Annotated in this window: 13 protein-coding genes and 1 pseudogene; 10 read left to right on the plus strand and 4 right to left on the minus strand. The window is 64.2% G+C overall.

Going from position 1 to position 14,903, the window contains the following annotated elements:
- The 3 genes from JOZ76_RS09215 to JOZ76_RS09225 all read left to right on the plus strand — a co-directional run.
- Positions 1-1,190 (plus strand): aconitase family protein (locus JOZ76_RS09215; protein WP_291698316.1); only part of this gene is annotated, 1,190 nt, incomplete at its 5' end.
- 151 nt (positions 1,191-1,341) lie between these two features.
- Positions 1,342-2,103 carry a DUF1223 domain-containing protein gene (locus JOZ76_RS09220; RefSeq protein ID WP_291698317.1) on the plus strand — a complete coding sequence of 254 codons (762 nt, stop codon included), beginning with the start codon at positions 1,342-1,344 and terminating at the stop codon, positions 2,101-2,103.
- Between the two features lie 632 nt (positions 2,104-2,735).
- Positions 2,736-3,107: a DUF2794 domain-containing protein gene (locus JOZ76_RS09225; protein ID WP_291698318.1), complete on the plus strand. Its 372-nt coding sequence runs from the start codon at positions 2,736-2,738 to the stop codon at positions 3,105-3,107.
- Positions 3,108-3,301: 194 nt separating this feature from the next.
- Here JOZ76_RS09225 and JOZ76_RS09230 read toward each other — a convergent pair whose 3' ends face one another.
- The 4 genes from JOZ76_RS09230 to JOZ76_RS09245 form a co-directional block, all read right to left on the minus strand.
- Complete coding sequence (locus JOZ76_RS09230; RefSeq protein ID WP_291698319.1) at positions 3,302-3,838, minus strand: GNAT family N-acetyltransferase; 537 nt, start codon at positions 3,836-3,838, stop codon at positions 3,302-3,304.
- A gap of 128 nt (positions 3,839-3,966) precedes the next feature.
- Positions 3,967-4,758 carry a Bax inhibitor-1/YccA family protein gene (locus JOZ76_RS09235; RefSeq protein ID WP_291698320.1) on the minus strand — a complete coding sequence of 264 codons (792 nt, stop codon included), beginning with the start codon at positions 4,756-4,758 and terminating at the stop codon, positions 3,967-3,969.
- Between the two features lie 393 nt (positions 4,759-5,151).
- Complete coding sequence (locus JOZ76_RS09240; protein ID WP_291698321.1) at positions 5,152-7,734, minus strand: ABC transporter permease; 2,583 nt, start codon at positions 7,732-7,734, stop codon at positions 5,152-5,154.
- Positions 7,731-8,465: an ABC transporter ATP-binding protein gene (locus tag JOZ76_RS09245; RefSeq protein WP_291698322.1), complete on the minus strand. Its 735-nt coding sequence runs from the start codon at positions 8,463-8,465 to the stop codon at positions 7,731-7,733. The genes JOZ76_RS09240 and JOZ76_RS09245 overlap by 4 nt, the downstream gene beginning before the upstream one ends.
- A 55-nt stretch (positions 8,466-8,520) precedes the next feature.
- Here JOZ76_RS09245 and JOZ76_RS09250 point away from each other — a divergent pair, with 55 nt between their 5' ends.
- The 7 genes and pseudogenes from JOZ76_RS09250 to JOZ76_RS09280 all read left to right on the plus strand — a co-directional run.
- Positions 8,521-9,174, plus strand: a complete 654-nt coding sequence (locus JOZ76_RS09250; RefSeq protein ID WP_291698328.1) for an arylesterase — start codon at positions 8,521-8,523, stop codon at positions 9,172-9,174.
- 192 nt (positions 9,175-9,366) lie between these two features.
- Positions 9,367-9,903, plus strand: a complete 537-nt coding sequence (thpR, locus tag JOZ76_RS09255; RefSeq protein ID WP_291698323.1) for an RNA 2',3'-cyclic phosphodiesterase — start codon at positions 9,367-9,369, stop codon at positions 9,901-9,903.
- 207 nt (positions 9,904-10,110) lie between these two features.
- On the plus strand, positions 10,111-11,295 hold the full coding sequence (zapE, locus tag JOZ76_RS09260) for a cell division protein ZapE (protein WP_291698324.1): 1,185 nt from the start codon (positions 10,111-10,113) through the stop codon (positions 11,293-11,295).
- A 248-nt stretch (positions 11,296-11,543) separates the two neighbouring features.
- The gene (gene mdh, locus JOZ76_RS09265; RefSeq protein WP_291698325.1) at positions 11,544-12,512 is read left to right on the plus strand and encodes a malate dehydrogenase; all 969 of its coding nucleotides are present in this window, start codon (positions 11,544-11,546) and stop codon (positions 12,510-12,512) included.
- Between the two features lie 140 nt (positions 12,513-12,652).
- Positions 12,653-13,849 carry an ADP-forming succinate--CoA ligase subunit beta gene (gene sucC, locus JOZ76_RS09270; protein WP_291698326.1) on the plus strand — a complete coding sequence of 399 codons (1,197 nt, stop codon included), beginning with the start codon at positions 12,653-12,655 and terminating at the stop codon, positions 13,847-13,849.
- A 200-nt stretch (positions 13,850-14,049) separates the two neighbouring features.
- Complete coding sequence (locus JOZ76_RS09275; RefSeq protein ID WP_291698327.1) at positions 14,050-14,529, plus strand: DUF1579 family protein; 480 nt, start codon at positions 14,050-14,052, stop codon at positions 14,527-14,529.
- 38 nt (positions 14,530-14,567) lie between these two features.
- Positions 14,568-14,903, plus strand: a pseudogene (locus tag JOZ76_RS09280) (succinate--CoA ligase subunit alpha); the annotation flags it as partial.

Genomic DNA, 14,903 nt, shown 5'->3' on the forward strand with positions numbered 1-14,903 from the left:
CCTGCATCGGCAATTCCGGCCCGCTGCCGGAGGAGATTTCGAAGTCGATCAACGATAATGGCATCGTGGCGGCCGCCGTGCTGTCGGGCAACCGCAACTTCGAGGGCCGCGTCAGCCCGGACGTGCAGGCCAATTATCTCGCCTCGCCGCCGCTGGTGGTCGCCTATGCGCTGGCCGGTTCGGTGACCAAGGACCTCACCCACGAGCCGATCGGCGAAGACAAGAGCGGCAAGCCGGTCTACCTCAGGGATATCTGGCCGACCGCCAAGCAGATCAACGCCTTCATGAAGAAGTTCGTCACCGCCTCGATCTTCAAGAAGCGCTATGCCGACGTGTTCAAGGGCGACACCAACTGGCGCAAGATCAAGACCGTCGAGAGCGAGACGTTTCGCTGGAACATGAGCTCGACCTATGTGCAAAACCCGCCCTATTTCGAAGGCATGAAGAAGGAGCCCGAGCAGGTCACCGACGTGGTCGACGCACGGATCCTCGCAATGTTCGGCGACAAGATCACCACCGACCACATCTCGCCGGCCGGATCGATCAAGCTGACCTCGCCCGCCGGCCGCTATCTGTCGGAGCACCAGGTGCGTCCTGCCGACTTCAACCAGTACGGCACGCGCCGCGGCAACCACGAAGTCATGATGCGCGGCACCTTCGCCAACATCCGCATCAAGAACTTCATGCTGAAGGGCGCCGACGGCAACATCCCCGAAGGCGGCCTGACCAAACACTGGCCCGATGGCGAGCAGATGTCGATCTACGACGCGGCGATGAAATACCAGCAGGAGAATGTTCCGCTGGTAGTGTTCGCCGGCGCTGAATACGGCAACGGCTCCTCGCGCGACTGGGCCGCGAAGGGCACGCGGCTGCTCGGCGTGCGCGCGGTCGTCTGCCAGAGCTTTGAGCGCATCCATCGCTCCAACCTGGTCGGCATGGGCGTGCTGCCGCTGACCTTTGAAGAGGGCACCTCCTGGCAGTCGCTCGGGCTGAAGGGCGACGAGACGGTGACAATCCGCGGGCTGCAGGGCGACCTGAAGCCCCGGCAAAAACTCACCGCGGAAATCGTCTCGGCCGATGGCGCACTGCAGCGTGTCCCGCTGCTGTGCCGGATCGATACGCTCGACGAGCTCGATTACTACAGGAACGGCGGTATCCTGCACTATGTGCTGCGCAAGCTCGCGGCGTGATGCGGAGGCGCTCCGCAAAGCGTGCGCGAGCCTCACCGCGAAGTGAGTAGCGAGGTGACGGAAGGCGGCCTATGAGGAAGGCCGCCTTCTCACTATTCGATAACCGCCGCAAGATGTTAGCGACGGGTGGATATCATTTGCGGTTTTCGGTATGACAGCGACGATCTCTCATGGCTGTATCTCGCGGTGGTCGAGCGCGCTGGGTATCTGCGCTCTCATCGCCATCATCCGCCCCGCTCATGCCGACCCTCGCGCGGTGATCGAATTGTTTACCTCGCAGGGCTGCTCGTCCTGTCCGCCCGCCGACAAGGTGATCGGCGAACTCGCCCAGGACCCTTCCGTGATCGCCCTGTCGATGCCGATCGACTATTGGGATTATCTCGGCTGGAAGGACACGCTGGCGGATTCGCGCTTCACCGCGCGCCAGCGCGCCTATTCGCGGGTCCGCGGCGACCGCGCGGTCTATACGCCGCAGGCGGTCGTGAACGGATCGGCGCATGTGATCGGGAGCGACCGGGAGGGCATCGAAAGCGCGATCTTCGATACCGGCAAGGCCAAGGGCGTGATGTCGGTGCCGGTGACCATGAGCCAGTCGGGTCAGGATCTCACCATATCCGTGGCGGCGAGCGAAAGCCAGATTCCCTTGCACGGCGAGGTTTGGATCTGCTCGATCTCCAAGGCCGTTCCGATCTCGATCGGTCGCGGCGAGAACCGCGGCCACGAAGTCACCTACTACAACGTAGTTCGCAATCTGCTGAAGATCGGCGATTGGAATGGCGGTTCGAAGAGCTGGACCGTGCCGCTCGAAGAGATCAACCGCGAGGGTGTCGACGGTGCGGTTGCCTACGTCCAGGACGGCAGCCGCGACAAGCCGGGCCCCATGCTGGGCGCCGCCTTCACGTCGCTTCACTGATCTGAAATTTTTTAAGTTGCCTATCGCGCTCGCGGCGAGTCTTGTCGCGCGGCGGTCGTTCCGGACTCGCGCGTAGTTCGTCGCGCAATCGCGGGAAAAGCCTGTCCTGCAAAAAAGAAAAGGACCAACTCGCGTTGGTCCAGTCAGACTTCCTGCGATAGGCCCGATCCCGACGATCCCGGGGGGCTGGGGGCTGAGGAATCCGGAGCCGAAAGGACCGGGCCAACGCAGTACGCTCTTGTCGCAAGGCAGCGGGGCAGGCGATGGGCGGAAAAAGGGCGGCATTATGATTCTTACTAACGATCCTGTGACGCTGTGCGCATGCTTAATCGAAGCCTAATGACCACAGGTTGTCGGCGCCTGATTGGCGAAAAGCCTACGGATTTCAAGGCGCTCGCGAGCGAACGCCGCGCGGTGCGGCGCCTTTGCCGGGGTGGGGGCACACGGCGCGGACCGGCGGTCGGCCAATGCGCCATTAACATGCAGCAACATGGGCGCCTCATTGCAAGGCCGGCATGAGGCCTGGACGTGGCGGGTGATTCGCCTGGCCATCGCCGTTTTGTTTGGGTGCCGCCCCTTGCGGCACCGGCCCGTTGGCGCAATCATGTCAGGCGGATGACAGGAGATGCGCCATGACTCTGACGTTGGAGGATACCGAGCCGAGCGAGAATCGCGCAGCGGCGCGCGTTGCCGCTGCGAGCCCGATGCCGAACCGGGTGACATTCGATCGTTTCGAACTCAATCGCATCCTCAATCTTTATGGCCGCATGGTCGCCGACGGCGAATGGCGCGACTATTCCATCGATTTCCTGCGCGAGCGTGCCGTCTTCTCGGTGTTTCGCCGCGCCTCCGAAGTGCCGCTCTACCGGATCGAGAAGGATCCGCGGCTCGCGCGCAAGCAAGGCATGTATAGCGTGATCTCGGCGACGGGGCTGATCCTGCGCCGCGGCCACGAGCTTGAGCGCGTGCTGCTCGCGATCGACCGCAAGCTGGCGGTGGTGTGACGACCTTGGTTGTCATTCCGGGGCGATGCCACCCGGTCCGCGCAAAGCGCGGCCGGATGACAGGCTCCGCATCGAACCCGGAATCTCGCGCAGTTGTGTAGGGTGGGCAAAGCGAAGCGTGCCCACCATCTGTCCACGTCTTCTCCTCGGTAGGCGGTGGGCACGGCGCAAGAGCGCCTTTGCCCACCGTACTGCTACGAACCTTGCGCCGGCAGCGTCGTCGCGCCTTCGCCGAGCGAGCGCTGCATCATCACGGTGTCGAGCCAGCGGCCGAATTTGAAGCCGACATTGGCGTGGGTGCCGATCATCTGGAAGCCGGTTTTGGTATGCACGCCGATCGATCCGGCATTGGCGGAATCGCCGATCACCGCGATCATCTGCCGATGGCCGCGCGCCTCGGATTCCCGGATCAATCGCAGCAGCAATTGCAGGCCGATGCCGCGCCGATGAATGGCCGGCTCCAGATAGATCGAGTTCTCCACCGTGAAGCGGTAGGCGGGCCTCGGTCGGTAGGGGCCCGCATAGGCGTAGCCGACCACACGGTCGTTGAGGGCTGCGACGAAATAGGGATAACCGCCATCGATCAGCGCGCGAAAACGCCGCGTCATTTCGACGAGGTCGGGCGGGTCGAGTTCGAAGGTCGCCGTGCCGTAAAGCACGGCGTGCTGATAGATGGCGGTGATGGCGCAAAGGTCGGCCTCTTGGGCAGGCCGAATTTCGGGAGCTGACATGCGATCCAGGATAACAGCCGCATGTCTCGGATCAATGTGCTTTCACGCAGCCCCGCGCGATTGACGGGGGATTAACAAAAAGCCCCGGCGCTGAGGCCGGGGCTTCGAATGGTGAGCCGTTCGTTCGATCAGTCGCGCTGTCCGAGCAGCTGCAGCAGCAACGTGAACAGGTTGATGAAGTTCAGGTACAGCGACAGCGCGCCGGTGATCGCGGCCCGTTCGGCGATGTCGCCGCCGGCCGAGGCGTAGCCGTAGATGTACTCGTTCTTTAGCCGCTGGGTATCCCAGGCGGTGAGGCCCGCGAACACCAGCACGCCGATGATCGACACGAAGAACTGCAGCGTCGACGAAGCCAGGAACAGGTTCACCAGGCTTGCGATGACGATGCCGATCAGGCCCATGAACAGGAACGATCCGAGCCCGGTCATGTCACGGCGCGTCGTGTAGCCATAGAGGCTCAGCGCACCGAAGGTCGCCGCGGTGATGAAGAACACCCGCACGATCGAGGTGTGCGTGTACACCAGGAAGATCGACGACAGCGACACGCCCATCAGCGCCGAGAACACCCAAAACAGCATCTGCGCGGTCGAGGGCGCGAGGCGGTTGATGCCGGCCGAGATCACGAACACCATGGCGAGCGGCGCCAGGATGAACAGCCATTTCAGCGGGCTCACGAACATCGCGTAGCCGAACGGCGTCAGGAACGCGTTGCCGATCTTGGCCGCGGCGCCCGAGGGATCGCTGGTCACGGCAGCCATGTAGATGCCGAGCGCGGCGAGGCCGGTGATGGCAAGGCCAATGCTCATGTAGTTGTAGATGCGCAGCATGTAGGCGCGCAGACCGGCGTCGACGGCCGCGGCGTCAGTGCGCCCGGCGACCCGGCCGAAAGGAGAAGCGTAGTTGCGGTCTAGGTCCGACATGGTCGAATTCCCGTTTGTTGCCCGGCGCCGCAAAGCCCGCGTCGCCGGTAAGAAACCTACCTCAGATAGCCGCGCTTGCTGACATTAACTTTGCGTCATCAGGCCGGCCTCTGCCCGAATATCTGGGAAACTAACACATTCGGCGCAAGCGTCCATGCGCGGCTGAATGTCGCTCCACGATTTCAAAGCCTTACACCACGCTTACAGCGCGCGCCCGGTGCGGCCGATCTGCAGTCCTTAAGTTAACGCGCCGAGATCGATTCCGGCGACTTCAGATCGAAAGCGGCACTGGAATCATATATTTGCGAGGGTCCCCGCGTTTCCGATGTCCACGGAAAAATGTCGCAAGCGATGGCGCGCGGACTTCGGCCAGGCGGGCACTAGGTCAATTTGTCACAAATTGCGCAGGACCGACGCGGGCTTCTGATTGAGGGCCAGCAGTGTCCCGGCAAGCCCGAGGCCGACCGTGACCAGCAGCGCCGCCACGACGACGACAGTGGCGCTGCCGGCCTGCCAGGTGAAGCTCAGGGTCATCAGGCGGGTCACGATCAGCCACGCGGCAAGGGAACCCGCGATCACGCCGAACACGGCGGTGGCAAATCCGATCATCAGGTATTCCAGGGCATAGGCGCCGAGCAGGCGCAGGCGGGTGGCGCCGAGCGTTTTCAGAATCACCGCATCATAGACCCGGTGACGATGGCCTGCGGCCAGCGCGCCGCCGAGCACCAGGATCGCGGAGATCAGCGTCACCGCACTGGCGCCCCGGATCGCGAGCGTCAGGTTGGTGATCACGGAGCCGACCGTCTCCATCACTTCGCGCACCCGCACGCTGGTCACCATCGGAAAGTGGTCTGCGACCTGCCTGATGATCTTGGCGTCGCCTGCCGCGTCGGGACGAGCCTCGGTCAGCGTTGCGATATGCGTGTGCGGCGCGCCCTTGAAGGCACCAGGCGAGAACACCAGCACGAAGTTGATGCCGAGCCCCTGCCAGTCGATCGTCCGCATGTTGCCGATCCGGGCCGAGAGGTCGCGGCCGAGCACGTTGACCACGATCTCATCGCCGAGCTTCAGCTTGAGACCGTCCGCGATCTTCTTCTCGATCGAGACCAGCGGCGGCCCCGCATAGTCGGCGCCCCACCATTCGCCTTCGACGATTTTTGAGCCCTTGGGGATCTCGTCGGTATAGGTCAGGCCGCGATCGCTCTGCAGCACCCATTCGGCGTCGGTCGAGGGTTTGAGGTCCTCGGCCTTGACGCCGCGCGCAGCGACGATGCGCCCGCGCAGCATCGGCACGTCTTCGACGGTGGATTGCGGCACGCTTTGCGCCAGAAACGCGCGGAAATGCTCGGCATCGCCAGCGGGAATGTCGATGAAGTAGAACGAGGGCGCGCGCTCCGGCAGCGCCGCCAGGAACTGTCGGCGCAGGTTGCCGTCGATCTGGGTGATGGTCACCAGCACCGCGAGGCCGAGGCCAAGCGACAGGACAACCGATGGCGTCAGTGCACCGACCCGGTGGATATTGGCGATCGCCAGCCGCAGCATCGTGATGCGGGTCCGTGGCAGACGGCGCGCCAGCGCCATCAAGCCAACGGCAATGCCGCGCAGCAGCGCGAACACCATCACCGACGAGGCGACGAACACGGCGGCGACGCGCTTGTCGAAGGCAAGTCCGATCACGATCGCGACGAGAAGGCCGATCACGCCCGCCATCAGCGCGAGATAGCGCCAGCGCGGCCGGTGCCATTCGGCGATCACGGCCTCGCGAAACAGCGCCGCCACCGGCACGTCATGGACGCGGCCGAGCGGCCACAGCCCGAAGGCGAGCGCCGTCAGCAGTCCGTAGACCAGCGACAGCGAGAGTTCGCCGGCATGCAGCGCGGGCGTGATCGGCAGCGGCAACAGCTTGCCGAACAGGCCGACGATGATGAAGGGCAGCGCGCCGCCCGCGATCATCCCGATCGCGGCGCCGACACAAGCCAGCACCACGACCTGGGTCAGATAGATCCTGAACACGTCGCCGGAGGTGGTGCCGAGCGCCTTGAATGCCGCGATCACCTCGACACGACGGTCGATGTGGCTCTTCACCGCATTGGCGACGCCGACCCCGCCGACCAGCAGCGCGGCAAGGCCGACGAGGCTAAGGAACTGGGAAAACCGGCTGATGGTGCGCTCGAGCTGCGGCGATGCGTTGGACCGGCTTCGCACTTCCCAGCCGGCCTCGGGCAGCGCGGTGCGTGCATCATCGATCAGCGCGCTGGCTGCGCGGTCGCTCGCCGCGTCGTCGGGCAGTTTGACCCGGTAGTTCCAGCGCACCAGGCTCCCGGGCTGCACCAGGGCGGTGGCCTGCAGCGCTTCGTCGCTGATCAGGAAGCGCGGCCCAAAGCCGATGCCGCCGGCGAGCTTGTCGGGCTCCGCCTCGACCGCGCTGCGGATTTCGAAGGTCGCTTCTCCGATCGTGACGCGATCGCCGATCTTCAAGTCGAGCCGCGCCAGCAAGGTTGGATCAGCCGCCGCGCCGAATGCGCCATCGCGTTTGGCCAGGAGCTCGCTCACGGGCAGGCGCGGGTTCAGCGTCAGCTCGCCGAGCATCGGATACGCGCCGTCGACCGCCTTCATCTCCACGAGTGCAAGCCGGCCATCGTTCGCACGCGCCATGGCGCGCAAGGTCGCCGCGGCGGAGACCTGTCCGCGCGAGCGGAGGAAAGCGAGCTCCGCGGGTTTGGCCTCGCGCTGAAACAGCACGAAGGAGACATCGCCGCCGAGCAGGGTGCGGCCTTCATGCGCAAGTCCGTCGCTCAGGCTCGCCGCGACCGAGCCCACCCCGGCAATCGCCGTCACGCCGAGCGCGATGCAGGCGATGAAGACGTAAAATCCGCGCAAGCCGCCGCGCAACTCGCGGAGCGCATAGCGAAGCGGCAGCGCTCCCGTGCTGCGGCGCTGCGCCGCGACGGCCGGACTTTCCAGGGCGAGCGTCATGGCCCAGCCACGCGATCCGCCGGCACGCCGTCGATCCGGCCCGAGCGCAGCCGGATCACCCGGTCGCAGCGCTGCGCGAGCTGCGTGTCGTGGGTCACCAGCACCAGCGTCATGCCGCGTTCGGCGTGTTTGGTGAACAGGAGGTCGACGATCTGTTTTCCCGTGGTCTCATCGAGATTGCCGGTCGGCTCGTCGGCCACCAGGATGGCCGGATCGGGCGCGAGCGCCCGCGCCAGCGCGACGCGCTGCTGCTCGCCGCCGGAGAGTTGAGTCGGATAATGGTGCAGCCGCTCGCCGAGGCCGACCGAGATCAGTTCCTGCGCGGCGCGCCGCGCGGCATCGGCATCGCCGGCCAGTTCCAGCGGCACGGCGACGTTCTCCAGCGCCGTCATGGTCGGGATCAGATGAAAGGACTGGAACACGATGCCGACCTGGCGGCCGCGGAAGCGCGCCAGCGCGTCCTCGTCGAGGGCATTGAAAGGCGTGCCGCCGACCACCACCTCACCACTGTCAGGACGTTCCAGCCCCGCCATTACCATCAGAAGCGTGGACTTGCCGGAGCCCGATGGGCCGATCAGCCCGATGGCTTCGCCCTGGGCCACGCGCAAGCTGATATCCTTCAGGATGTGGACGCGCGCGGCGCCGCTGCCGAGCGAGAGGTTGAGGTTGGAGATGGAGATGGTGTCCGGCGTAACTCCGGTCACGTCAGAGGGTTCGATGAGACTGTCCATGGCTCGGTCATATGGCACTTCTGCGCGCCCGGTCGAGGGGCTGGTGCGGCTCGCCGTGCACATACTCGTGTTGACGCTCGGCGTGGTGACAGGGGTAATTGGACTGACCCAAGCGCAGGCCGACGGGACGAAACCGCTCAAACTGGTCGTGCTGGGCGATTCCCTGAGCGCGGGGCTTGGCCTTCCCGAGGCATCAGCCTTTCCGGCGCGGCTGCAAAAAGCGCTTCGCGACAAGGGGATCAACGTCGAGATCAGCAATGCCGGGGTATCCGGCGATACCGCCTCGGGCGGGCGCGACCGGCTCGACTGGTCGGTGCCTGAGGGAACCGACGCCGTCATCGTCGAGCTCGGTGCCAATGATGCCCTGCGCGGCCTCGATCCGGCGGTGACGCGCGCGGCGCTGACGGACATCGTCAAGCGGCTCAAGTCGCGCGGCATCGCCGTCATGCTTTGCGGTATGGTGGCGCCACCGAATTATGGCAGCGACTATGCGGCGCGGTTCAATTCGATTTATCCCGATCTCGGCAGGGAGTTCGACGTGCCGCTCTATCCGTTTTTTCTCGCAGGCGTTGCGGCGAACAGCAAACTCAATCAGGCTGACGGGATCCATCCGACGGCCGAGGGCGTCGACATCATCGTGAACAACGTCCTGCCCGCGGTGGAGACATTTCTCGGCTCAATTCGCCAGCAGCGCGCGACCAAAGGTTAAGCTCAATGGTCGGGCGGGCCGCAAAGCGACCATGTTCCGGTGGTTTGTGATCCGTTAACGCCACCTATTTCGCAGAGTCACATAACTGCGCTACAAAAAGTCATCGGCGATTCGTCGCCGCGCATAAAATGTTTCTTTCCCGGAAGGCGCTATGCTTTTCGGGATCGTGACTAGCATCGGGAGTCCGCAACGATGCCGCGTTTATTTACTGGACTGGAAATCCCGACCGAAGTCGGCCAGACATTGTCCAGCTTGCGGGGTGGCCTCCCCGGCGCCCGTTGGATCGATCCGGAAAATTACCATGTCACCCTGCGCTTCATCGGCGATATCGATGGCACCTGGGCCAACGAGATTGCGTCCATGCTGGTGCGGGTGAACCGCAAGCCGTTCGATGTCACGGTGCAGGGGCTGTCGAGCTTTGGCGGCCGCAAGCCCCGCGCCGTGGTCGCCAACATCGCCCCCTCCCGGCCGCTGATCGAACTTCAGGCCGAGCTCGAGCGCATGATGCAGCGCATCGGGCTCGACCCCGAGGGGCGCAAATTCACCCCGCATGTGACGCTGGCGCGGCTGCATGACGTCTCGAGCCAGGATGTCGCCGATTATCTGTCGGTACGCGGCTATTTCCCGAGCCGGGTTTTCACGGCCGAGCGCTTCGTGCTGTTCTCCTCCCGCGCCTCCACCGGCGGCGGGCCTTATGTGATCGAGGACGCCTACGCGCTGAGCGCGTGAGATCAGTGGCCTGTTGTCGTCGCCCGGCTTGACCGGGCGACCTAGTATTCCACGACTGCTAGGGAAAAACGAGAAGCCTCGGCGTACTGGATGCCCCGCCTCCGGGAGGCATGACAGAGTAAAAGCGGACCGGCATCTCGGCGCATACCCCGTTAACCAAAACGCAGCTTGCATTTTTCGTAACGCTGAGGCGGTAGAGTGGGGGTCATGCTGCATACCCCCTCCGACGCATTCCGTAGCCAGTACAATGCCCTCATCGCCTCCGGCGCCATCGAGGCCGATCCGGCCCAGGCCGAGGTCGCTGAAGCCTTTGCGGAGCTGGACCGCCGGCTTGCGAGCTACAAGCCGTCGCGCAAGCAGGGTCTGCTCGGCCGGCTGTTCGCCGACAAGGAGGAGCCGCCGCGCGGGCTCTACGTCCATGGCGAGGTCGGCCGCGGCAAGACCATGCTGATGGACCTGTTCTTCCAGCACTCCCCGGTCAGCCACAAGCGCCGCGCGCATTTCCACGAGTTCATGGCCGACGTGCATGAGCGCATCTACAATTACCGCCAAAACATCGCGCGGGGCGAGATTGCAGATGGTGACGTCATCGCACTGACCGCTGCATCGATCTTCGACGAGGCCTGGCTGCTCTGTTTCGACGAAATCCACGTCACCGACATTGCGGACGCGATGATCCTGGGCCGGCTGTTCGCAAAACTGTTCGATCTCGGTACGGTCGTGGTCGCGACCTCGAACGTCGCGCCTGAGGATCTCTACAAGGGCGGGTTGAACCGCGCTTTGTTCCTGCCCTTCATTGCAGACATCGAGGCGCACATGGACGTGCTGCGGCTCGATGCGCGCACCGATTTCCGGCTGGAAAAGCTCGCCGGGGTCAAGATGTGGCTGGTGCCTCCGGACGACGCGGCGGGCACCGCGCTCGATGCGGCCTGGGCTCGGCTGAGCGGCGGCGCGCCGTGCAAGCCGCGCGATATTTCGATCAAGGGCCGCACCCTGCATGTACCCTGCTCGGCGCACGGGGTGGCGCGGTTCTCTTTTGCCGAACTCTGCGAACAACCGCTCGCGGCCTCCGACTATCTCCGGCTTGCCCAGGACTATCACACCGTCCTGGTCGACCGGATTCCGGTGATGGACTACGGCGAGCGCAACGCGGCCAAACGGTTCATCACCTTGATCGACACGCTCTATGACAATGCGGTAAAGCTGATGGCCTCGGCGGAAGCCGATCCGGTGTCGCTCTACCTTGCCACCGATGGGCCGGAAGCCAACGAGTTCAAGCGAACGTCATCGCGCCTGATCGAAATGAGCTCGGAATCCTATCTGGCGCTCCCCCATGGTCATAAGAGGGATTCGGCTGCCTCTGGCACCAGCACCGGGCTGGTGGAAACGTAAGTTCAGCTCTCGTCATTCGGGGGCGCGCGCACCTCGCGAGCGAACCCGGAATCCCGAGGTCGTGGTGCGAGATTCCGGGTTCACATCCATCTGGCCGGGCTCCGCCCGGACCCGTTGGATGTGCCCCGGAATGACCTCAATGGTTGCCCGACTATTGGGCGCGGCCCGACTTGAACGCGTTCCTCGAAAGCGATAACCAGCACCCCAGCTTTTCCCTCCTCCCGTTCGGGCTCAAAGGACAGATTTCCATGGCGCGCGACAAGATTGCTTTGATTGGCTCCGGTCAGATCGGCGGAACGCTGGCTCATCTGATCGGCTTGAAAGAGCTCGGCGACGTGGTGATGTTCGACATCGCCGAGGGCGTGCCGCAGGGCAAGGCGCTCGACATCGCGCAGTCCTCGCCGGTCGACGGCTTCGATGCGGCCTATACCGGCGCCAACACCTACGAGGCGCTGGACAACGCAAAGGTCTGCATCGTCACCGCCGGCGTGCCGCGCAAGCCCGGCATGAGCCGCGACGATCTGTTGTCGATCAATCTGAAGGTGATGGAGCAGGTCGGCGCCGGCATCAAAAAATATGCGCCCGACGCCTTCGTCATCTGCATCACCAACCCGCTCGACGCGATGGTTTGGGCACTGCAAAAGGCCTCTGGCTTGCCGCACAAGAAGGTGGTCGGCATGGCCGGCGTGCTGGACTCCGCGCGCTTCCGCTATTTCCTCGCCGACGAGTTCAACGTCTCGGTCGAGGACGTCACCGCCTTCGTGCTCGGCGGCCATGGCGACACCATGGTGCCGCTGGTGCGCTATTCCACGGTGGCCGGCATTCCGCTGCCGGATCTCGTCAAGATGGGCTGGACCTCGCAAGCCCGGATCGACGAGATCGTCGACCGCACCCGCAATGGCGGCGCCGAGATCGTCAACCTGCTGAAGACCGGGTCGGCCTATTACGCACCGGCGGCCTCGGCGATCGCGATGGCCGAGAGCTATCTGAGGGACAAGAAGCGCGTGCTGCCCTGCGCCGCCTACCTCAACGGCGAGTACAGCGTGAAGGACATGTATGTCGGTGTGCCCGTGGTGATCGGCTCCAAGGGCGTCGAGCGGATCGTCGAGATCGAGCTCGCCGGCAAGGACCGCGACGCCTTCGACAAGTCGGTCGCCGCCGTGCAGGGCCTGGTCGATGCCTGCAAGAAGATTGCGCCTGATCTGTTGGGTCGCTGAAGCCGTTCGGGGGAGCCCAGGGTGTCGATCCGTTCGATCCTGGAACTTGAAGTCCTTCTGGTATATGGTATGCCAGTAGAAAAGCTGATCTAAAATTGCCCGCGCGAATGCCGCGCGTGAGGGTGGGGGAGCGTCCTTCAATGAATATCCATGAATACCAGGCCAAGGCGCTGCTCGGCGAATTCGGGGTGCCGATCTCAAAAGGCTTCCCGGTGCTGCGTCCCGACGACGCCGATGCCGCGGTCAAGGCGCTGCCCGGTCCGGTCTGGGTGGTGAAGAGCCAGATCCACGCCGGCGGCCGGGGGAAGGGCAAGTTCAAGGAGGCCTCCGCCGGCGACAAGGGCGGGGTCCGCATCGCCAAGTCTCCCCAGGAGGTGAAGGATTACGTCAAGCAGATGCTCGGCGCGACCCTGGTTACCGTGCAGACCGGCGCGCATGGCAAGCAGGTCAACCGGCTGTACATCGAGGAAGGCTCCGACATCGACAAGGAGTTTTACCTCTCGCTCCTGGTCAATCGGGAGACCAGCGAAGTCTCTTTCGTGGTCTCGACCGAAGGCGGCGTGAACATCGAGGACGTCGCCCACAACACGCCGGAAAAGATCGTCTCGTTCTCGGTCGATCCGGCGACCGGCATCATGGGCCATCACGGCCGCACCGTCGCCAAGGCGCTCAACCTCTCCGGCGATCTCGCCAAGCAGGCAGAGAAGCTGACGACGCAGCTCTATAGCGCTTTCGTCGCCAAGGACATGGCGATGCTGGAGATCAATCCGCTGGTTGTGACCAAGCAGGGGCAGCTTCGCGTGCTCGACGCCAAGGTCGCCTTCGACGACAACGCGCTGTTTCGCCACCCCGAGGTGGTCGCGCTGCGCGATGAAACGGAGGAGGACGCCAAGGAGATCGAGGCGTCGAAATACGACCTTAACTATGTTGCGCTCGACGGCAATATCGGCTGCATGGTGAACGGTGCCGGCCTTGCCATGGCGACCATGGACATCATCAAACTCTACGGCATGGCGCCGGCCAATTTCCTCGACGTCGGCGGCGGCGCCAGCAAGGACAAGGTCGCGGCCGCCTTCAAGATCATCACCGCCGATCCCAACGTAAAGGGCATCCTGGTCAACATTTTCGGTGGCATCATGAAGTGCGACGTCATCGCCGAGGGCGTAGTGGCCGCGGTGAAGGATGTCGGGTTGACGGTCCCACTGGTGGTGCGGCTCGAAGGCACCAATGTTGAGCAGGGCAAGAAGATCATCCGCGAGTCCGGTCTCAACGTCGTGCCGGCCGACAATCTCGACGACGCGGCCCAGAAGATCGTCAATGCGGTGAAGAAGGGCTAACGCGGATGATTTCTCGTCGAAGCCTTGGCGGGCTCTCTCAACTCCCTCCCCCCTTGCCGGGGAGGGTCGGGGAGCGGGGTACCCAGACTTCGGTGTTTGTCGCTAGGATCACCCCCACCCCCAACCCCTCCCCGCGAGGGGGAGGGGAGCGCAGCTTTTTCGCCGCGCGACCTCAGTCCCATTTCAGCGAGGTCTAAGCCATGGCCCAGGACCATCTCGCAGCACCCACGCCGCTTCCCGAACACCAGAAGCTTGCGGTGTTCGCGGGCGAATGGGCCGGCGAGGAGATGGTCTTTCCGTCACGTTGGGTCGCCGGCGGTCCGGCGACGTCGCACGTGATCGCGCGCATGGACCTGAACGGCTTCTATCTGATCCAGGACATGAAGCAGACGCGTGACGGCAAGGAGAGCTTTGCCACCCACGCGCTGTTCACCTATGACCGCGACGACCGGCGCTACAAATTGTTCTGGCACGACTCGCTCGGCTACTTCCCGCCATCGCCCGCTTCCGGCACCTGGGTCGGCAACGTGCTGACGCTGGTGCGCGGGTCGCTGCGCGGCAACGCGCGGCACGTCTACGAGATCGTCGATGACAATACCTACAACATGAAGATCCAGTTCTCGCCCGACGCCGAAGGCTGGGCCGACGTGCTCACCGGCGTCTACCGGCGCATCCACTGACATCAACCTCGAACGCCCCGCGAAAGCAGTTTTCCGCAATGTCCATCCTGATCGACGCCAACACCAAGGTCATCTGCCAGGGCTTTACCGGCAAGAACGGCACGTTCCACTCCGAAGCCGCGCTCGCCTATGGCACGAAAATGGTCGGCGGCACCTCGCCCGGCAAAGGCGGCTCGACGCATCTCGGGCTGCCGGTGTTCGACACCGTCGCCGAGGCACGGGAGAAGACAGGCGCAGATGCCTCGGTCATCTATGTGCCGCCGCCGGGCGCGGCGGACGCGATCTGCGAGGCGATCGACGCGGAAATCCCGCTGATCGTCTGCATCACCGAGGGCATCCCGGTGCTGGACATGGTCCGCGTCAAGCGCTCGCTG

It is taken from the genome of Bradyrhizobium sp. (assembly GCF_019244115.1).
Taxonomy (GTDB): Bacteria; Pseudomonadota; Alphaproteobacteria; order Rhizobiales; family Xanthobacteraceae; genus Bradyrhizobium.

Bases quoted from the DNA above. Each gene is read 5' to 3' on its own strand.
- sucC (WP_291698326.1), top strand. From the start codon at position 12,653: ATGAATATCCATGAATACCAGGCCAAGGCGCTGCTCGGCGAATTCGGG.
- JOZ76_RS09220 (WP_291698317.1), top strand. From the start codon at position 1,342: ATGACAGCGACGATCTCTCATGGCTGTATCTCGCGGTGGTCGAGCGCG.
- JOZ76_RS09225 (WP_291698318.1), top strand. From the start codon at position 2,736: ATGACTCTGACGTTGGAGGATACCGAGCCGAGCGAGAATCGCGCAGCG.
- thpR (WP_291698323.1), top strand. From the start codon at position 9,367: ATGCCGCGTTTATTTACTGGACTGGAAATCCCGACCGAAGTCGGCCAG.
- JOZ76_RS09235 (WP_291698320.1), bottom strand. From the start codon at position 4,758: ATGTCGGACCTAGACCGCAACTACGCTTCTCCTTTCGGCCGGGTCGCC.
- zapE (WP_291698324.1), top strand. From the start codon at position 10,111: ATGCTGCATACCCCCTCCGACGCATTCCGTAGCCAGTACAATGCCCTC.
- JOZ76_RS09240 (WP_291698321.1), bottom strand. From the start codon at position 7,734: ATGACGCTCGCCCTGGAAAGTCCGGCCGTCGCGGCGCAGCGCCGCAGC.
- JOZ76_RS09230 (WP_291698319.1), bottom strand. From the start codon at position 3,838: ATGTCAGCTCCCGAAATTCGGCCTGCCCAAGAGGCCGACCTTTGCGCC.
- JOZ76_RS09245 (WP_291698322.1), bottom strand. From the start codon at position 8,465: ATGGACAGTCTCATCGAACCCTCTGACGTGACCGGAGTTACGCCGGAC.
- JOZ76_RS09275 (WP_291698327.1), top strand. From the start codon at position 14,050: ATGGCCCAGGACCATCTCGCAGCACCCACGCCGCTTCCCGAACACCAG.
- mdh (WP_291698325.1), top strand. From the start codon at position 11,544: ATGGCGCGCGACAAGATTGCTTTGATTGGCTCCGGTCAGATCGGCGGA.